The 19,096-nt window shown below is 33.7% G+C and carries 17 protein-coding genes; 13 read left to right on the forward strand and 4 right to left on the reverse strand.

All coding sequences use genetic code 11. From position 1 onward, the window contains the following. Positions 1 to 31 precede the first annotated feature (31 nt). Both M0M57_RS14360 and M0M57_RS14365 read right to left on the reverse strand, forming a co-directional pair. Complete coding sequence (locus M0M57_RS14360; protein WP_248433745.1) at positions 32 to 2,344, reverse strand: oxidoreductase; 2,313 nt, start codon at positions 2,342 to 2,344, stop codon at positions 32 to 34. 73 nt (positions 2,345 to 2,417) lie between these two features. Then, a complete protein-coding gene (locus tag M0M57_RS14365) occupies positions 2,418 to 3,023 on the reverse strand; it encodes a flavin reductase family protein (protein WP_248433746.1) in 606 nt (201 codons plus the stop codon). A gap of 256 nt (positions 3,024 to 3,279) precedes the next feature. Here M0M57_RS14365 and M0M57_RS14370 point away from each other — a divergent pair, with 256 nt between their 5' ends. The 11 genes from M0M57_RS14370 (at position 3,280) to M0M57_RS14420 (ending at position 16,095) form a co-directional block, all read left to right on the forward strand. Further along, positions 3,280 to 3,699: an IS1/IS1595 family N-terminal zinc-binding domain-containing protein gene (locus tag M0M57_RS14370; protein WP_026709909.1), complete on the forward strand. Its 420-nt coding sequence runs from the start codon at positions 3,280 to 3,282 to the stop codon at positions 3,697 to 3,699. Between the two features lie 108 nt (positions 3,700 to 3,807). Continuing rightward, entirely contained in the window at positions 3,808 to 5,022 is a 1,215-nt protein-coding gene (locus M0M57_RS14375; protein WP_248433747.1) for a hypothetical protein, read from the forward strand. Positions 5,023 to 5,048: 26 nt separating this feature from the next. After that, a complete protein-coding gene (locus M0M57_RS14380; protein ID WP_248433748.1) occupies positions 5,049 to 5,309 on the forward strand; it encodes a DUF4212 domain-containing protein in 261 nt (86 codons plus the stop codon). Between the two features lie 102 nt (positions 5,310 to 5,411). Continuing rightward, positions 5,412 to 7,124, forward strand: a complete 1,713-nt coding sequence (locus M0M57_RS14385) for a sodium:solute symporter family protein (RefSeq protein WP_248433749.1) — start codon at positions 5,412 to 5,414, stop codon at positions 7,122 to 7,124. An 84-nt stretch (positions 7,125 to 7,208) separates the two neighbouring features. After that, on the forward strand, positions 7,209 to 7,403 hold the full coding sequence (locus M0M57_RS14390) for a hypothetical protein (RefSeq protein ID WP_248433750.1): 195 nt from the start codon (positions 7,209 to 7,211) through the stop codon (positions 7,401 to 7,403). Further along, positions 7,396 to 10,083: an ATP-binding protein gene (locus M0M57_RS14395; protein WP_248433751.1), complete on the forward strand. Its 2,688-nt coding sequence runs from the start codon at positions 7,396 to 7,398 to the stop codon at positions 10,081 to 10,083. Before M0M57_RS14390 ends, M0M57_RS14395 begins: the two co-directional genes overlap by 8 nt. A 5-nt stretch (positions 10,084 to 10,088) precedes the next feature. Next, on the forward strand, positions 10,089 to 10,454 hold the full coding sequence (locus M0M57_RS14400; RefSeq protein WP_248433752.1) for a response regulator transcription factor: 366 nt from the start codon (positions 10,089 to 10,091) through the stop codon (positions 10,452 to 10,454). A gap of 11 nt (positions 10,455 to 10,465) precedes the next feature. Next, the gene (locus tag M0M57_RS14405) at positions 10,466 to 12,361 is read left to right on the forward strand and encodes an acetate--CoA ligase (RefSeq protein ID WP_248433753.1); all 1,896 of its coding nucleotides are present in this window, start codon (positions 10,466 to 10,468) and stop codon (positions 12,359 to 12,361) included. A gap of 105 nt (positions 12,362 to 12,466) precedes the next feature. After that, the gene (gene acs / locus M0M57_RS14410; protein ID WP_248433754.1) at positions 12,467 to 14,374 is read left to right on the forward strand and encodes an acetate--CoA ligase; all 1,908 of its coding nucleotides are present in this window, start codon (positions 12,467 to 12,469) and stop codon (positions 14,372 to 14,374) included. A gap of 182 nt (positions 14,375 to 14,556) precedes the next feature. Next, positions 14,557 to 15,798: a T9SS type A sorting domain-containing protein gene (locus tag M0M57_RS14415; protein WP_248433756.1), complete on the forward strand. Its 1,242-nt coding sequence runs from the start codon at positions 14,557 to 14,559 to the stop codon at positions 15,796 to 15,798. 42 nt (positions 15,799 to 15,840) lie between these two features. Further along, the gene (locus M0M57_RS14420; protein WP_248433757.1) at positions 15,841 to 16,095 is read left to right on the forward strand and encodes a 6TM ABC transporter family protein; all 255 of its coding nucleotides are present in this window, start codon (positions 15,841 to 15,843) and stop codon (positions 16,093 to 16,095) included. 15 nt (positions 16,096 to 16,110) lie between these two features. Here the strand turns inward: M0M57_RS14420 and M0M57_RS14425 are convergent, their stop codons facing one another. Next, the gene (locus M0M57_RS14425; protein WP_248433759.1) at positions 16,111 to 17,016 is read right to left on the reverse strand and encodes an SIMPL domain-containing protein; all 906 of its coding nucleotides are present in this window, start codon (positions 17,014 to 17,016) and stop codon (positions 16,111 to 16,113) included. Between the two features lie 159 nt (positions 17,017 to 17,175). On the opposite strand from M0M57_RS14425, the gene M0M57_RS14430 reads away from it, so the two are divergent. Together M0M57_RS14430 and M0M57_RS14435 are read left to right on the forward strand one after the other, a co-directional pair. After that, complete coding sequence (locus tag M0M57_RS14430; protein ID WP_248433761.1) at positions 17,176 to 18,084, forward strand: hypothetical protein; 909 nt, start codon at positions 17,176 to 17,178, stop codon at positions 18,082 to 18,084. Between the two features lie 2 nt (positions 18,085 to 18,086). Continuing rightward, a complete protein-coding gene (locus M0M57_RS14435) occupies positions 18,087 to 18,626 on the forward strand; it encodes a hypothetical protein (RefSeq protein ID WP_248433763.1) in 540 nt (179 codons plus the stop codon). 50 nt (positions 18,627 to 18,676) lie between these two features. Here the strand turns inward: M0M57_RS14435 and M0M57_RS14440 are convergent, their stop codons facing one another. Continuing rightward, entirely contained in the window at positions 18,677 to 19,087 is a 411-nt protein-coding gene (locus M0M57_RS14440) for a hypothetical protein (protein ID WP_248433765.1), read from the reverse strand. Positions 19,088 to 19,096 lie beyond the last annotated feature (9 nt).

Here is a 19,096-nt window from a genome sequence, read left to right on the forward strand (position 1 = left end):
AGATATTTTATTAGTAATCAAATTTTTAAAATTAATTCTTTTTGTTGCTTTTTGGTTTCAAAGCTTTTTTCATTCCTTCAACTTGCTTCCGTTCAGCTGCTTTCAACGGATATAAATGATAACTTCCCATTTTATATTGAACCGGAACGTCATTTGTCTGCACATTTTCGTACGCTTGAGCGTTTCTAACAAAATTCGCATCGGCTAATAATGGTCGACCCAATGCCACTAAATCAGCTCTACCGTTTAAAATGATGGTGTTGATTTGATCAATGTCTTGGATATAACCTGCTGTAATCGTTGGAATATCAACCCTATTTCGAACCAAATCCGAAAAAGGTGTTTGCCACATTCTTCCCATTTGAGGTTTTTGATGTTCAACGGTATTTCCGGTTGAAACGTTGATGATATCTGCTCCGGCTGACTTGAAAGCATTGGCGATATAAATCACATCTTCTTCTGAAATACCGTTTTCCGCCCAGTCAGAAGCGGATATTCGAATCGACATGGGTTTTTGTTGCGGAAAAACGTTTCGCATTTCTGTGAATACTCGTAGTGGAAATTTGATTCGGTTTTCAATACTTCCTCCAAATTCATCACTACGAATATTTGTCAAAGGCGATAAAAACGAAGCTAATAAAAATCCGTGATGAGCTTGTAATTCTATCATATCAAAATCTGCTTGTTCAGCATTATTTGTAGCTTGGATAAATTCAGCAGTAACTTTATCCATATCTTCAAAAGTCATTTCCTTCGGCGTTGCCATTTTGGAATTGAATGGAATATGAGAGGCGGAAAGTAATTCCCAAGCCTTATCAATCGGTTCATTTTGGCCTTCCCAAGGTTTTTTAATTGCTCCTTTTCTTCCGGAATGTCCGAGTTGAATTCCGATTTTTGTTTGTGTGTTTTGATGAATGAAATCAGTAACTTTTCTCCATTCAACTATTTGATTTTCATTATAAATACCTGCACAACCTAAAGTTATACGTCCGGTTGATGAAACAGCAGTCATTTCAGTTAAAATCAATCCAACGCCACCGGTTGCTCGACTTCCGTAATGAACTAAATGCCAGTTATTAATTAAACCATTTTCAGCTGAATATTGTCCCATCGGAGACATTACAATTCGGTTTGGTAATTCTAATTCTCTTAATTTAAAAGTAGAAAAAGCAGCAGATTTTGAGTTGGGAGTTGAGAGTTGGGAGTTTGGAGTTTCAAAAAATTCATTCAAAACCTTATCTGTAAACGATTTATCCCGAATTTGAAGATTTTCAAACGTCACTTTTTTGGAACGCGTCATACAACCAAAAGCAAATTGATAGAACGGATGTTGAATGTGACGATCCATATTTTCAAACCAATCCAACGAGACCAAAGCGGCATACTGAATCATTTCCACCGTATTTCTTCTGGATTTGTCATATTGTTCGAATGCAGCTTCAACATTGGTAGGATTTGCAATCACAGCATCGGAAAGACCAATCGCTGAATCCATCGCTAATTTTGTTCCTGAACCAATAGAGTAGTGAGCAGTTGCTTTCGCATCACCTAACAAAACTATATTGTTGTGAGACCACTTTTCATTGGTTACGTGCGGAAATTGTCGCCAATGCGATTTGTTAGAAATGAGTGAATGTCCATCCAATTCTTCTTTGAAAATTTCAGCAATTTTTTGAATGGTATCTTCTTCGTTGGTGACTTCAAAACCGATGTTTTGCCAAGTTTCTTCGGAACATTCAAAAATCCAGGTGCTCATTCCTTCTTCGTATTGATAGGTGTGTGCTACGATGGTTCCGAAAGGAGTTGTTCTAAAGAAATAGGTAAAAGCATCCAACGGTTTAGTCGAACCTAACCAAACAAATCTATTCTTTTTAAGTTCGATTTTGGTTCCGAATTCTGTGGCAAATTGCGTTCGAATGGCACTTCCAATGCCATCGCACGCTACAATAATATCTGAATCAGCAAACTGGCTTAAATCTTCTACATTCTGTTCAAAATGTAGGTTGACACCTTCTTCACGACAACGTTGATGCAATAATTTTAGTAACGTTTTTCGGGAACAACCACAAAATCCGTTTCCGGAACTGTTAACGGTTTGTCCGTCACGAGCGACGATAATATCATCCCAATAGGCAAATTCACTGCGAATTAGTTCATACGATTTTAAATCTCGCATTAAAAATTCGCTTAATGTTTCATCGGAGAAAACTACGCCAAAACCAAAACTGTCTTCTGGTTTGTTGCGTTCGTAAACATCGATTTGGCAATGAGGTATTGCTTTTTTGGTTAATATGGAAAAGTAGAGTCCACCAGGGCCGCCACCGATTACTGTTATTTTTTTCATTTTTATTTAGACACGGATATCACCGATTTACACTGATTTTATATTTTTTAACTGAATATAATTATTTGGATAATTAAGCTCTTTTAATCGAAAAAAGTTCTCCCAACGTACTGTAATTTGAACCTGCCAAACGAGCCACAGGCTTATAAACATCTAAGTTAATTCGATTGTTTTCCATTAAAATACTATCATCAATATGGATGGTTTTTATTTTTCCGATAACGATGCAAGCACCGCCACCTTCATTATTATCCATAAAATAATGATGAATCATTTCGCATTCTAAATGAATCGGACTTTCTTTTACACGTTTGGGTTTGATGAAAACAGAATCAATAGGAGTAAGGTTAGCCAATTCAAATTCATCAACATCGGATGCAACCGTAGCTGAAGTGGCATTCATTTGCTCTACAACATCTAACGTTGCCAGATTCACCACAAACTGTCCGTTTTGCAACACGTTATTCAAGGTATCTTTGTTTTTGTCATTGTCTCTTGCTGTCGAAAACATCACGCAAGGCGGGTTGTGAGAAACCATATTGAAATAAGAAAAAGGAGCGAGGTTGTTGATTCCGTTTGAATCTACAGTCGAAATCCATCCAATTGGTCTGGGGATGATTGTTCCGGTTAATAATTTATATAAAACAGAAGGATCTGTTTCATTGGTATTAAATTGCATAAGTTGATTGTTGTTTCTACAAATTAAAGAAAATAGCATGAATATTTACTTATGTCTTACGCTAAAATTTATCTTTTTTAGATGAAAATGGTATAACTTATTATAATTTACTGTTTTATTATAATTTCGCTATAATTATGAAGAATATAATTTTTAGCCAATAAAATTAAGCACTTCGTAAATTTTTCTAAAATAAATTATAGAATATGTTTTTATATTATTGCTAATTTAATATATTTATGCAAATTTTTTATATATGGAGATTTTAGCGTGTCCGAAATGCCAAAACAATCAGATTGTTAAAAGCGGTATCATCAAAGACAGACAAAGGTATTTATGCAAAAAATGCAATTATTACTTTACGGTCAACAAGTTAGGTAAAAAGATAGATGATTATTATGTTACCAAAGCACTTCAATTGTATTTGGAAGGGTTGAGTTACCGCGAAATTGAACGTATTATCGGGGTTTCACATGTGACTGTTAGCAATTGGGTTAAAGAGTTTAAAATCAAAAAACCTGCTCACACCGATTATCATCCTACTTATAAGATTTATAATCATTTAGAATTAGTAGAATTCTTAAAAAACAAAGACCAGCTCAAAGGTGCAGGGATGATTATTACTGAATTAGGCGATAAATTTATGCTTATAAAATGGGAACGTTTCAAAGATTAACTATACTAATTTACAAAAATATATAACTGAATTTTTTTCTCACTTATAAAATTTCAATTTGGTACTCAGAAAAACAAATTCTTCTAACCAAATCCAAATTTATAATTAATGAAAAAAGCAGTCTTACTTCTCATGACAACGTTTTGCTTTCTTAACGCTTTTTCGCAAGGTTCTCCCGATTATGGAGGCGGAATGAAATTTAACCTAAACGAAGAAGGTTCAAAATACATGCGTGTTATTGCTTGGGGGCAAATGTGGGGTCAATATAATGACAATCTGCCCGAAGATAAAAAAGCAATTGAGTTTTCTACTCGAAGAGCACGGATTTTAACCTATGCTCAAATTACACCAAAATTCTTAGTGTTAACTCATTTTGGTTTAAATTCATTGAATGCCGATAACATGTCACCAACAGGAAAAGGCGAGAGTTCACAACTATTTTTTCATGATTTTTGGGTGCAATATAGTTTAGGAAAAAACCACGCCATTGGTTCAGGTTTACATTACTGGAACGGAATTTCGCGATTAAATAGTCAAGGAACTTTAAATTTTATGACGTTAGACAATAATCGTCAATCTTGGTCAACGTTAGGTTTATCAGATCAGTTTGCACGTCATCAAGGTGTTTATGCAAAAGGTAGTTTTGGTAAATTTCAATACCGAGTTTCAATTAATGAATCAATGACTAACAGTTTAGATACTCGAGTTACAGAAGACAATGTAAATACCACAATTTACGCAGGAAGAAGAGTGTTAGGTTCAAAAGAGTCAGGAATGAATTATGCAGGTTATTTTGAGTATGGCTTTTTTGATACAGAAAGCAATTTTCTACCTTTTAGAGTTGGGTCTTATCTAGGTACCAAAAAAGTGTTCAATGTAGGTGCCGGATTTTTTCTTCATCCAAAGGGAAGTGTTTACAATGATGGCACAACCAATATTGGAGAAGATGTATCCATTTTTGCTGTTGACGCTTTTTATGATGCACCACTTGGTGATAAAAAAGGGGCAATTACGGCGTATGCAACTTATCAAAACAACAATTACGGAAAGAATTATTTGTTTAATGTCTATGGAACCGGAAGCTTCATTTACGGTCATGCCGGTTATATGTTTCATTCGGAAAAATTGACAAAAATTCAACCGTATTTATCCTATGCAACCAACAGCTATGATGCGGTGGATGATAATAGAAATGTATTCGGTGTGGGTACAAACCTCTACTTAAACGGACATAATTCTAAACTAACTTTGGAATATAAAAATGAAAAATTTGGCGAAAGCAAAACGGGAACAATCACGCTTCAAGCCATGGTTTATCTATAAATCTAACCTTAAAAACAAATTTAACTATGAGTAATCAAGCCAATGCAACCGCCTACTGGAAAGAGAATTTAAGATATCTTCTTATTCTTTTGTCCATCTGGTTTTTAGTTTCCTACGGTGCAGGAATTTTATTTAAAGACGCTTTAGACAGTATTAAAATCGGAGGATTTCCTCTCGGATTTTGGTTCGCACAACAAGGATCAATTTATGTTTTTGTGATTTTGATTTTTGTGTATGTTAGACTAATGAACAAACTTGACAAAAAATACGGATACGGCGAGGAATAGTTTTCTGTTGTCGGTTATCGGTTTTCTGTTAAAATAAATCGAAATAAAAAATTCAAATAACTCAGCTGCTCAGTATCTAAGCAACTCAAAAAAATAATCAAAATGGATGTACAAACTTGGACATATATTATAGTAGGAGCCACCTTTGCTCTTTATATCGGAATTGCAATCTGGTCACGTGCCGGATCAACAAAAGAATTTTATGTTGCCGGTGGTGGCGTTTCACCTTTGGCTAATGGAATGGCAACAGCTGCAGATTGGATGTCAGCTGCTTCATTCATCTCCATGGCAGGTATTATTTCCTTTGCGGGATATGATGGTGCTGTTTACTTAATGGGATGGACTGGCGGTTATGTTTTACTGGCCTTATTATTAGCTCCTTATTTGAGAAAATTCGGAAAATTCACTGTGCCTGATTTCATTGGTGATCGCTACTATTCAAAAACTGCTCGTTCAGTAGCTGTTTTTTGTGCTTTGATTGTTTCGTTTACGTATGTAGCCGGACAAATGAGAGGAGTAGGTGTAGTATTCTCAAGATTTTTGGAAGTAGATATTAATACCGGTGTTATTATTGGTATGGTAATCGTTCTTTTCTATGCCGTTTTAGGAGGAATGAAAGGAATCACCTACACACAAGTAGCACAATATTGTGTTTTGATTTTTGCTTTCATGGTTCCTGCGATTTTTATTTCGATTCAAATGACAGGTAATCCAATTCCGCAATTAGGAATGGGCGATACTATGGCTGATGGTTCAGGAACTTATTTGCTAGATAAATTAAACGGACTTCAAACCGAATTGGGTTTTGATGAATATACCAGTGGTTCAAAGTCAATGATTGATGTATTTGCCATCACGTTAGCTTTAATGGTTGGAACTGCCGGATTACCTCACGTTATTGTTCGTTTTTTCACCGTTAAAAAAGTGAAGGATGCCCGTAAATCTGCCGGATGGGCTTTGCTATTGATTGCAATTCTTTATACGACAGCTCCTGCGGTGGCGGTTTTTGCAAAAGCAAACTTAATTCAAACGGTAAGTGATAAAGAATATAGTTCTATGCCGCAATGGTTTATGAATTGGGAGAAAACAGGTTTGTTAACCTTTGATGATAAAAATGCAGATGGAAAAATTCAATATGTGGCTGATAAAGAAGCCAACGAATTAAAAATTGATAACGATATCATGGTTTTGGCTAATCCTGAAATTGCAAATTTACCAAATTGGGTAATTGCTTTAGTAGCTGCCGGAGCTTTAGCAGCTGCGTTATCTACTGCTGCCGGATTGTTATTAGTAATTTCTTCTTCTGTTTCGCACGATTTAATTAAGAAAATGATTAACCCAAACATTTCAGAAAAAAATGAACTTTGGGCTGCTCGTGGTTCTGCTGCGGTTGCGGTTTGTATCGCTGGTTATTTCGGAATTAATCCGCCTGGATTTGTGGCAGCTGTCGTTGCACTGGCATTTGGTTTGGCTGCCGCTTCGTTCTTTCCGGCTATTATTTTAGGCATTTTTTACAAGAAAATGAATAAAGAGGGAGCTATCAGCGGAATGGTTGTTGGAATGTTATTAATGATTTATTACATGCTGAAATTCAAATTCGGTATCTTCGATGGTGGAAAAGAAATGGTAGATTCGTTAAAACCAAATTGGTGGTTTGGCATTTCACCGGAAGGCTTTGGAACAGTAGCCATGATTGCCAATTTCGCAGTAGCATTGATAGTTAACAGATTTACACCCGAGCCACCACAAGATGTTCAGGATATTGTGGAAAACATCAGAATTCCATCAGGAGCTGGTGAGGCAACCGGACATTAATAAAAGAATTATCTTTAGATAAAATTACTTTCTCTGCTTTTGAATTTCAAGAGCAGAGTTCGTGATTCAAATGAAAAACTAAAAATGAAAAAAAGACATCTTCAAAAATTTGTGATTATTAGTTTGTTGTTATGGATGGCATTCAACTTTCCAATACTATTACTTTTCAACAAATCTGAAGCTATTTTTGGAATTCCAATCATCTATTTTTACATTTTTTCGGTTTGGACATTGTCAATTATCATTTCATTTTACTTTTTAAAAAAATACAATGAATAGCGGATTTTTATTAGTCATATTGCTGCTTTATCTCGGATTACTTTTTTTTATTGCTCAATGGGCAGAACGAAAAGGGAACTCAAAATGGACAAATAATCCCTATGTTTATTCACTCTCACTGGCTGTTTATTGCACAACCTGGACGTACTACGGAAGTATTGGTGTGGCTGCAAATTCAGGTTTAAATTTTATTCCGATTTATCTCGGACCAGTGATTGCTTTTCCGGCTTGGATTGTTATTCTAAGAAAAATAATTCGCATTTCTAGAGTTAATAAAATCTCAAGTATAGCCGATTTTATTTCGCTTCGTTATGGAAATAGTCGATTTCTGGGAGCTTTAGTTACGATCATTTCACTAATAGCGATTTTGCCTTATGTGGGATTACAACTCAAAGCAATTTCTGAAACATTTCATATTGTAACCAATTCACCGGAAACTACGAATGTTTTTTTAGATACTTCAACCTATGTTGCCTTAGTTTTAGCTCTTTTTGCTTCCTTTTACGGAACACGTTATGTGGATGCATCCGAAAAACGAAAAGGAATTGTGACTGCTGTTGCGATGGAATCGGTGTTAAAATTGTTCTTTTTTATTATTTTAGGATTGTATGTCACTTTTTACGTTTTTGATGGTTTTGATGCCATTTATGCCAAAGCATCATTAATGGAAAGTTTTGAAGAAAGAAATACAATTCATGGTTTAGAAGGCGGAATGAATTGGATGATGCTCATTGTTTTATCCTTTTTTTCGATTTTTTTATTACCACGACAATTTCACATGTCAATCGTAGAAAATAACCGTGAAAAACACATTCGAACAGCCATTTGGTTATTTCCACTGTATCTTTTGTTATTCAATTTGTTCGTTTATCCGATTGCGTGGGGTGGAAATATTTTGTTTGAAGGTAAAGATGTAAATCCGGATATGTTTTCGCTCTTAATTCCGCAACTGTTTGACAACACATTTATGACGGTTTTGGTCTTTTTAGGAGGATTTTCAGCGGCCATTTCAATGATTGTTGTTTCATCGATTACACTTTCTACTATGTTGAGTAACAATCTTTTAATTCCGTATGGATTATTAGGTTCCTTACAAAAAGACAACCAGGAAAGCAATAGCGAACGCATCGTAAATATTAGAAGAATTGGTATTTTTTTACTGATCATTTTAGCCTTCATCTACTACCGATTTTTCATCATGGATTTTTCGTTGGTATCCGTCGGAATGATTTCGTTTGTAATTGTAGCTCAACTCGGACCGGCTTTTTTTGGTGCTATTTTTTGGAAAAGAGGTTCACTTAACGGAGCAGTAGCGGGAATAATAGTAGGAATGCTAATTTGTTTTTACACGATTATGCTACCGTTTTTAATGAGTTCTATCAATCCCGAAAGTAACTTTTTTAAAGAAGGTTTCTTTGGTTATACTTTTTTACAACCATTTCAATTGTTTGGATTAGATTATCTAGAACCTATTCCACATGCACTTTTTTGGAGTTTGTTGTTCAATAGTTTGGTTTATCTATTTGTCTCTGTAAGTTTTAAAGGTGATTACCGCGAACGAAATTATGCCGAAATGTTCGTAGATATTGATAAATACATCAACAACCATGAAAATGCTTTTGTTTGGAAAGGAACTGCTTATGTGTCTGATATTCAAAAAGTGTTGAAGCGTTTTTTAGGTGAAGAACGAACCAATCGAGCACTTTCCATTTTCAAAATGAAGTATAATATTGCTCCGGATGATTTGATGGCAGATGCTCGATTAATCAAATTTGCCGAAAACCTATTAACCGGTCACATCGGAACTGCTTCTGCCAAAATATTAATTGAAAGTGTAACCAAAGAAGATAAAATCAGTTTACCTGAAGTGTTGAAAATTTTAGAAGAATCGAAAGAAAATCTTATCATCAATAAAAAACTGACAGAAACATCCAATGAGTTAAAGGAACTTTCATCGCAACTGAAAAAAGCAAATGAAACTTTAGTATTAAAAGATAAACAAAAAGATGATTTTTTAGATACCGTTACGCATGAACTACGAACACCAATAACCGCCATTCGGGCAGCGAGCGAAATTTTGCATGACGATGACGAAATTCCGGAAGAACTTAAAAAGCAATTTCTTCAAAATATTATCACCGAATCCGATCGTTTGAATAGATTAATTGATAAAATTTTGGATTTAGAAAAATTTGAAACCGGAAAACAGAAAATTTATCCTAGTCAAGGAAACATTATTCAAACCATTTCCAGATCACTTTCACCTTTACAACAACTGATTTCGAACAAAAAGATTCATGTGGAATTTGATGAAAATCAATCAAAAGTTATTATAGAATATGATGAAGAACGAATCATTCAAGTTATAACCAATTTGGTTTCCAATGCCATAAAGTTTACGGATGAAAAGCAAGGATTGATTATTATCACCGTTTTAAATAAGGAAGATTTCATCAAAATAAATGTTTTTAACAACGGAAAAGGAGTAAATTCAAATGATTTGGAGACCATTTTCGACAAATTTTATCAATCAAACAATCAAAATATAAAAAAACCAATCGGAAGCGGATTAGGATTAGCTATTTGCAAACAAATCATCGAAGCTCATAAAGGTAAAATCTGGGCAGAAAATGTTCAAAATGGCGTGACATTCTCTTTCATCCTTCCCAAAAATAAATAAAACTCATGAAAAAGATTTTATTAGTAGATGACGAACCCAACATTATCATGTCGTTGGAATATACGTTTAAGAAAAACAATTTTGAAGTTTTCATCGCTCGTGACGGTCAGGAAGCGTTGGATATTTTAAAAAACGAACAACCGGATTTAATCATTCTCGATATTATGATGCCCAATGTAGATGGTTATGCCACGATTGAATCGGTTAAAAAGAATGAAAAACTTACCAATTGCAAAGTCATTTTTCTATCGGCCAAAAACAAAGAAAGCGATATTGAGAAAGGAATGCAATTGGGTGCAGATGCCTACATGACCAAGCCATTTTCAATCAAAAAATTGGTAGATCAAGTGAATGAACTTCTAATAAAATAACAACAACTACAATGCAATACAACGAATTTTATCAAAAAAGTCTTGACAATCCGGAATTATTTTGGAAAGAGCAAGCCAATTTAATTTCTTGGTTTAAAACAGCCGAAACCATTTTATCAAAGGATAAAAATGACTATCCACAATGGTATGCTGATGGCGAATTAAATGCATGTTATTTAGCATTAGATAAACACATTGAAGACGGTTTTGGTGAACAAATAGCTATTATTTATGATTCTCCGGTTACACAAACCGTAAAAAAATATACGTATAATGAAGTCAAAACCCAAGTTGCCAAATTAGCCGGAGGTTTACTTTCATTAGGCATAAAAAAAGGCGAAACTGCAGTAATTTATATGCCAATGATTCCACAAGCTGCTTTTGCGATGTTAGCTTGTGCAAGAATAGGAGTGACACATTCCGTAGTTTTTGGCGGATTTGCTCCTCACGAATTGGCTATCCGAATTGATGATTGCAAACCAAGAATCATTTTAACAGCTTCTTCCGGAATTGAAGTTGACAGATTAATTGCCTACAAACCGTTAGTTGATGAAGCAATCGAATTAGCCAATCACAAACCTAAAAAAGTAGTGGTTTTTAATCGAAAATTAGGGGCTAGAGTTCCATTCAAAAAATACGATGTGGATTATGATGCGTTAGTTTATGGTTCGGAAGAAACTGATTGCGTTTCAGTAGAATCAACACATCCGCTTTATGTTTTATACACATCCGGAACAACCGGCAAACCTAAAGGAATTGTAAGAGATACAGGAGGTTATGCTACGGCACTTAAATTTTCAATGCAATATGTTTACGGAGTCAAACCCGATGATATTTTTTGGGCAGCTTCCGATGTAGGATGGGTGGTTGGACATAGTTATATTGTTTATGGTCCGCTAATCAACAGAAATACAACCATCATTTTTGAAGGAAAACCAATTAAAACGCCGGATGCTTCTACATTTTGGAGAGTGATTGCCGAACATAAAGTTAATGTAATGTTTACTGCTCCAACTGCCATTCGAGCCATCAAAAAAGAAGATCCGGATGGATTATTTATCAAAGAATATGATTTATCAAGTTTAAAAACCCAATTTTTGGCTGGAGAACGTTGTGATGTAGCGACATTAGAATGGTATAATCAACACATTCCGGTTCCCGCGATCGACCACTGGTGGCAAACAGAATCAGGTTGGCCGATGATTGCCAATATGATGGGAGTGGAGTTTCTGCCAATTAAACCCGGATCTGCCGGAAAAGCGGTATCTGGATATGACATTCGTATTTTAAATGATAATGGGGAAGAAGTTGGTGCCAACGAAGAAGGTTTTGTTGTTATAAAATTACCGTTACCACCGGGAACGATGCTCGATTTATGGAATGATAGTGAACGATTTAAAATAGGTTATTTATCAAAATTTCCGGGGTATTATTTCTCCGGTGATGGCGGATTTAAAGATGCAGAAGATTATATTTTTATAACAGGAAGAGTAGATGATGTCATCAATGTAGCAGGTCATCGATTATCAACAGCTGAAATGGAAGAAATTGTAGCATCGCACCCGGCTGTGGCAGAATGTGCTGTGATTGGTGTGAATGATGAATTAAGAGGTCAAATTCCTCTTGCTATGGTTGTAATGAAAACCGGAAATGAAACAGAACATTTTCAATTGGAATACGAAATTGTTCATTTAATTCGTGACCAAATCGGAGCAGTAGCTTGTTTGCGAAATGTGATGATTGTACAAAGATTACCCAAAACGCGTTCAGGAAAAATATTACGTAAATTATTACGAAATATCGTTGATAAAATTGAATTTCAAATTCCATCAACCATAGACGACGAACTAATCATTGATGAAATAATTGAAGTTATTGAAAAATATGCAGTTTCAAAGCAAAAATAAAATCATTAATGCAATTTTACCTATATCTTTTTAGCAAAGATACATTGCAATGAACGATTAGATTCGTTATTTTTACATAAAAATTAGACCAAAAAACAGAACATCATGAGTTACTATAAAATACATGACCTCGAGAATTATTTCAAAATGTATAAAAAATCGGTTCGTGAACCCCGAAAATTTTGGGACCGAATAGCTGATGAAAATTTCACCTGGTATCAAAAATGGGACAAAGTATTTGAATTTGATATGCAAGAAGCAAAATTCAAGTGGTTTGTGGATGCAAAAGTTAATATCACTAAAAATTGCATTGACCGTCATTTGGCTCGAAGGGGTGATAAAACCGCCATTATTTTTGAACCAAATAATCCAGACGAAGAAGCTCAACATATTACTTATAATGATTTATATGCAAGAGTAGCCAAAATGGCAAATGTGCTTAGAGATCAAGGGATTAAAAAAGGAGATCGAGTTTGTATTTATTTGCCGATGATTCCGGAATTGGCTGTTTCTGTTTTAGCATGTGCCAGAATTGGAGCTATACATTCAGTGGTATTTGCAGGGTTTTCTGCTTCGGCAGTGTCAACACGAATTAACGATAGCGAATGTAAAATGGTCATCACTTCTGATGGCGGATTTAGAGGAAATAAAACCATCGATTTAAAAGGAATTATCGACGAAGCGTTAGAAAAAACACCTTCTGTAGAAAGAGTTCTGGTTGTGAAAAGAACCAATGAAACCATCAGTATGAAGCATGGTCGTGATCTTTGGCTACAACCACTTTTAGATGATGCCGTTCCGAATAACGTAGCCGAAATTATGGATGCAGAAGATCCCTTATTCATTCTTTACACTTCCGGTTCAACCGGAAAACCAAAAGGAATGTTGCATACTACAGCTGGCTACATGGTTTACACAGCTTATACTTTTAAAAACGTATTCAATTATGAAGAAAATGATGTCTATTGGTGTACAGCCGACATTGGTTGGATAACCGGTCATTCTTATATTTTATACGGACCGTTGTTAAACGGAGCAACAACTGTAATTTTCGAAGGAGTTCCATCATATCCGGATTATAGTCGTTTTTGGGAAGTAATTGAAAAACACAAAATCACCCAATTCTATACTGCTCCAACCGCCATTCGTGCGTTAGCCAAAGAAAATATTGATTTTGTACAACGTTTTCCATTAAAATCGTTAAAAGTAATTGGATCTGTTGGTGAGCCGATTAATGAAGAAGCTTGGCATTGGTACAACGACCACGTAGGAGGAAAGCGATGCCCATTAGTCGATACCTGGTGGCAAACCGAAACCGGTGGTATCATGATTTCGCCCATTCCATTTGTAACCCCAACAAAACCAACGTATGCATCCTTACCACTACCTGGAATTCAACCTGTTTTGATGGATGAATTGCGTAATGAAATCGAAGGCAATCAAGTCACCGGAAGTTTATGTATAAAATTCCCATGGCCGGCAATGGCTCGAACCATTTGGGGTGACCATGAACGGTATAAAGAGACTTATTTTTCGGCTTTCCCTGGAAAATATTTCACAGGTGATGGAGCTTTGCGTGATGAAGTTGGTTATTACCGAATCACCGGTCGAGTTGACGATGTTATCATTGTTTCAGGTCATAATTTAGGAACAGCACCAATTGAAGATTCAATCAACGAACATCCGGCTGTGGCTGAAAGTGCAATTGTTGGTTTCCCTCATGATGTAAAAGGAAATGCGTTATATGGTTTTGTGATTTTGAAAGAAATAGGAGAAACCCGAGATAAAGAAAATCTCCGCAAAGAAATCAATCAACAAATTTCCGATCAAATTGGGCCAATTGCTAAACTAGATAAAATTCAATTTGTTTCCGGTTTACCAAAAACAAGAAGCGGAAAAATCATGAGACGAATTTTACGTAAAATTGCGGAAGGAGATTATTCTAATTTTGGTGATATTACTACGTTATTAAATCCTGAAATAGTGGAGGAAATTAAGGAAGGGAAATTGTAAATAATAGTTACTTAAATTATCTTGGGCTTATTGAATTTCTTAGTATATTCGATAAGCCCAAATTTTTTATCAAAATTGTTTTATTCTACTATTTTATATTTTATGACATTTAACTTCTGTTTAATCTAGAATGTTAAATTATGTACTTAAATTTGATTTATAATCCTGTAAATCATATTATTATGGAAACCAAAAATTACCTTAAATTATTTATTACAATTTGTATTTTGCTAAGCAATTTTTTGATCATAAATGCTCAGGAAATAAAATTGATTGGTTTTAATATAACAGAAAATAATGAATTGGATATTGTTAAGTGGAGTGCCGGTTCCACTGCATATGATATCAGCACACATTCCACAATTCAATCCGTTTACATGGGAACTTCAACTTTTGATGTTAGAAGCGGAAAATTCTATGTCAATGCAATTCAGTATGATTCAGGTGAATATCAAAATAAACTTTTTAGTTATGATACCAATTCTCAAATAGTAACTGTTTCTCCGCAAAGTAGCATATACAATGGTGGAAGTGAAGTTGATATGGAGAGTGGTCTAGTTTATAGTTATGATTTTACAGACCCTAACAATCCTGAATTTAAGATGTTTAATCCTTCTACACAAGCCATTACTACTTTAGGTGTTATAAATTTTGATTCGTTTAGAAGTTATTACCATGATTCTTCCTGTTTTGATTCTAATCTAAAAATATTTTATTTCACTGTATTAAAAGAAGATGGCATTAAAGAACTAGTTACTGTAAATGTAAATTCTCAACCTTTTTCTTATACAATACTGCCAATTCCGGATTCAATATTTGTTGATTTTTATGGATTAGAATTTAGCAACAAAACGAATAAAATATACACCATGTCTAATGATTCATATGAATTTGGAACACCATTCTCGGTGAAAATTGGTATATTAAATCCTCTCGACGCCACTGTGTCAACAATAGTTGATATGGTTGACACTCCAGGATATGAAATGGGCAATAAAACATTTGACCAAGAAACCAATTCATATATTTTTGTAGGTGTGGATGCTGTTGGTGACCGCCATTTGAAAGTAGTAAATACAGTAACAGGAATCGTTGATAATCTGCCATTACCATCAGAATATATTTTGGAATTTGAATGTGATAATTCCATATTTGCAGTTAGCAAATATGGAGTTTTAGGTGTAAATGAAAATATAACTACTACATTTTCAATCTCACCTAATCCAACTAGGGATTTTTTAAAAGTTAATTATGATGGCGTGGTATTAAATTATTCAATTATTGATGTAATGGGAAAAATAGTTGCTTCGGATAATTTAACGACTAACAATACTATTGATGTTAATGAACTTAGCAACGGAATGTATATTCTAAAAATAACAACTGATAATGAAATTTTGACTAAAAAATTCATCGTTAATTAATATTTTCAAAGTCTTGTTTCTAATAAAATAAATAAAATTTCTATGCAAGAAAAAGATTTATCCAAACTCACAACAGACCAACTTAAAACAAAAGAAAAGAAGCTAAAATCATATTCTATTCTAATTTTAGTAGCAATGGGCATTATGTTGATTAGTGGAATATTTTTGAATATAAAAATGGGAAGTCCAATTTTTACAATTTTACCAATCGCTTTTTTACCTATAATAATTACATTATCAAAACAAATAAAAAGTATTAAAGAAGAATTAAGCAAAAGAGAAAACTCTCCCAATTAAAGGAGAGTTTTGTATTTACTGCTTTTTCCGATACGTCATTGTCATTTCCATCACATATTGCATACCAACCACAGGCGAATCAGCATTCATAATTTTATCATAACCTTGTGGATTTAAACCATCATAATAGAATGTTTTGCTTTTGCGTTCTTCCTTTCTAATCAGTTGCTTGTCATTGTAACGAGAATTATTAGAATAATTAAGTTCAGATGACTCAAACGCTTGAAAACTTTTGTATTGTGAAATTGGTGATAAAGCCGCAAAACTAACTTGAATAGTCGGAACATCTTCTGCACCTTCATCAATATATTTACCCATTTGATTTTTTCTAATTTGAACTAATTTTTGAGCTTCTTCAAACATTTGCTCATAGATTTTATCAGCATTCAAATTAATATAATCGACTTTAATAATGTTATAAATTCCAAAATCAGAAGCTTTTTCCACTAAATCATCAAACGAAATTTGAGTGGAAAACCGCAGAATAATATTCTTTTTAATTTCATAACCGGCATCCACCTGATTCACTTTTACTTGCGAACCTTGGCTTTCTGATTCGTAATCATATATTTTATTTTGAGTAATAAAATCAATATAAATTCCGTCTTCTTTGACTCCCAATTTCTTGGCAGCTGCTTTAAAACCTTGAATTCGTAGATTAATTTTTGCGTTGCATTCCTTTACACTTGAAGCTTCTTGATTGAGTCCGAAAGTCACCATATAAGCATCGGTTTTTACGTTATTTAAAATCTTAATACGATAAACCGCTTCGTTTTTGGTTTGGGTAACACGCTGGTGTTCGCTATTGTTCAAATGAAATGACGAGTTAGTACGTTGTGCATTTCCATAAAGCTCATTTGAACCCTGAGCTTGCACCATTACAATTGAAAATAGACAAGAGATAAAAAGAATTGTTCTCATTTTTTTATGATTTAAAAGTTTATGGTGCAATAGTAGTTTGACATTCTAAAAAAGGATTGGCAAAACAACTTTCAACTGATTGTAATTGGTTTTCTAAACATTTACAGTAGTTTTACAGTATCGAATTAAAAGCGTATTTTTATTTTCGAATTCAATTTTATGATGAACGAACCACAATTATTTCAATTATTGAAAAACGAAGTGCTATTGACCTATCAAAAGCATTATCCTTATTTTCAAGACAATTGGAAGCAATTCAGTTCGCAAGACATTCAGAATTTGATTGATTTAATTGATGAAAAACAGAAACAACGCATCAGTGAAAAATGGATTTATACGCATTTGAAACCCGAAACCAATGAAAAACTGCCAAGAAAAGACATGTTGGATATTTTATGTCAATTTTGCGGATTTTCAGGTTGGAATGAGTTTGTTTTTATAAATAGGAAAGAAATTGTACCCATTCAAAATAATAAAAGGCAACAAAATCATTTTTGGATAATAGGAGTAGGATTGATGATTATTCTTTTTATTTTCTTTTGGATGAATAAAACGGCAACAAATTCAAAAACCATTGAAATTCAAGATGAATTTACACAAGAGAAAATAGCTGATGAAGATGTGAAAGTTTATCAAATTGATGATAATAAGAAAATTCCGGTAAAAGTAGAAGATGGAAAAGCGACAATTGAATCCGTTTCACCGGAAACTAAAATCAGTGTAGAAAGTCCATTTTACAAAAAAAAGGAAGTGGAAATAGTCAAATCAAACACGGAAACTCAAATTCTTTTGATGCAGCCCGATGATTATGCCTTGATGCTCAAAGCATTTATGCAATCAGATATCAAAGATTGGCAAACCCGAAAAGAACAATTGCAAAAGATTTTATCGGATGATTTAGAAGTTATCGTGATGTTACCCAACAATTTAGGAGCCGAATACTATAATAAAAAAGAATTTTCACAGAAATTAGTAATTCCAACTTCAACCATCAAAAAAATGCGGATTTTAGACATTAAAAATAATTCAGAAAATCAAATTCAATTCATTCGGATAAAACAAGAATAAGTATGAAAATCAATTATTTACTTATCGGATTGTTCTTTATTTCCATTTTTGGAAAAGCTCAAGATGCTGGTTTTTCTAAAAAAAGTATGAAAGCAAATTTTTCTATGGAAGTATTGAATGCCTATCAGGAAAGTTCATTTGCAAAAGTGAATGATTTTTATGAATATACTCAACTATTAACAAATCCAACAATTTCCAGTGATTTAAAGAATGAAATTAAAACGACTATTTTTACTCTTTTTAAAGAAAAGGACGTTACTGTTGTAAATTTTCTTTCCTCTAAAAAAGAAAAAATTACACTTACTCAATTTCTGAATCTTCTGGAAAATGAAAAAAGTATTCGATTCCAAACAAAAAAAACCAATGAAAAAGTTCAATTTTTCAATGATTATTGGATCAATCACTATTATTTAGAAATCGAACGAAACAAACAAATCATGATTATTGAAATTAAACAAAAGGTTTATTTCTCTGAAAATTTAAAATCGTTTGGCGAAAATCAAAAAGAGGTTTGGAGTGTTTATTTGGGAGAGATGGAGTGATTTATAGGTTTAAATTTATTTGATAATTTTAAAAATTTCAACTTCTTTTTTTAGTTTAAAGTTGCTATTTCTGCTTTTCTTTCTAAAATATAATCAATGTTCAAGTTGGTAATGTCGAAACTAATTTCAGTTATAAATCGGTTGGAAACATTTGAGTAGTTTGATTCTATTTCTTTAGTATCAGAAATAAGTTTTAACTCTTTTTCAGCACTTTGAAAGATTATTTCGCAACCTTCAAATGTTTTCATCTTCCTATTGCCAACAACGATTATGTCGAGAAAACTGTATTCTGAAAGTTCATTAACTTCTGCCCAAATGCCACCATTAATTGAAGAAGCAATTTTTTCGCCTTTTACATTTTCTATTTTACTTTCTGTTACGGTATCAATATGGTTTCTTTTAATGGCTGCTGGGTTTCCCAAGTCTGCTAAAAGAAGGTCTAATTTTTTTAGTAGATTCATTTGTTTGTA

It is taken from the genome of Flavobacterium azooxidireducens (assembly GCF_023195775.1).
Taxonomy (GTDB): domain Bacteria; phylum Bacteroidota; class Bacteroidia; order Flavobacteriales; family Flavobacteriaceae; genus Flavobacterium; species Flavobacterium azooxidireducens.

Excerpts from the sequence above, each read along its gene's own strand:
- M0M57_RS14380 (WP_248433748.1), top strand. The coding sequence starts at position 5,049 with ATGAGTAATCAAGCCAATGCAACCGCCTACTGGAAAGAGAATTTAAGA.
- M0M57_RS14365 (WP_248433746.1), bottom strand. The coding sequence starts at position 3,023 with ATGCAATTTAATACCAATGAAACAGATCCTTCTGTTTTATATAAATTA.
- M0M57_RS14440 (WP_248433765.1), bottom strand. The coding sequence starts at position 19,087 with ATGAATCTACTAAAAAAATTAGACCTTCTTTTAGCAGACTTGGGAAAC.
- M0M57_RS14385 (WP_248433749.1), top strand. The coding sequence starts at position 5,412 with ATGGATGTACAAACTTGGACATATATTATAGTAGGAGCCACCTTTGCT.
- M0M57_RS14420 (WP_248433757.1), top strand. The coding sequence starts at position 15,841 with ATGCAAGAAAAAGATTTATCCAAACTCACAACAGACCAACTTAAAACA.
- M0M57_RS14425 (WP_248433759.1), bottom strand. The coding sequence starts at position 17,016 with ATGAGAACAATTCTTTTTATCTCTTGTCTATTTTCAATTGTAATGGTG.
- M0M57_RS14375 (WP_248433747.1), top strand. The coding sequence starts at position 3,808 with ATGAAAAAAGCAGTCTTACTTCTCATGACAACGTTTTGCTTTCTTAAC.
- M0M57_RS14370 (WP_026709909.1), top strand. The coding sequence starts at position 3,280 with ATGGAGATTTTAGCGTGTCCGAAATGCCAAAACAATCAGATTGTTAAA.
- M0M57_RS14400 (WP_248433752.1), top strand. The coding sequence starts at position 10,089 with ATGAAAAAGATTTTATTAGTAGATGACGAACCCAACATTATCATGTCG.
- M0M57_RS14395 (WP_248433751.1), top strand. The coding sequence starts at position 7,396 with ATGAATAGCGGATTTTTATTAGTCATATTGCTGCTTTATCTCGGATTA.
- acs (WP_248433754.1), top strand. The coding sequence starts at position 12,467 with ATGAGTTACTATAAAATACATGACCTCGAGAATTATTTCAAAATGTAT.
- M0M57_RS14390 (WP_248433750.1), top strand. The coding sequence starts at position 7,209 with ATGAAAAAAAGACATCTTCAAAAATTTGTGATTATTAGTTTGTTGTTA.
- M0M57_RS14405 (WP_248433753.1), top strand. The coding sequence starts at position 10,466 with ATGCAATACAACGAATTTTATCAAAAAAGTCTTGACAATCCGGAATTA.
- M0M57_RS14430 (WP_248433761.1), top strand. The coding sequence starts at position 17,176 with ATGATGAACGAACCACAATTATTTCAATTATTGAAAAACGAAGTGCTA.
- M0M57_RS14435 (WP_248433763.1), top strand. The coding sequence starts at position 18,087 with ATGAAAATCAATTATTTACTTATCGGATTGTTCTTTATTTCCATTTTT.
- M0M57_RS14415 (WP_248433756.1), top strand. The coding sequence starts at position 14,557 with ATGGAAACCAAAAATTACCTTAAATTATTTATTACAATTTGTATTTTG.
- M0M57_RS14360 (WP_248433745.1), bottom strand. The coding sequence starts at position 2,344 with ATGAAAAAAATAACAGTAATCGGTGGCGGCCCTGGTGGACTCTACTTT.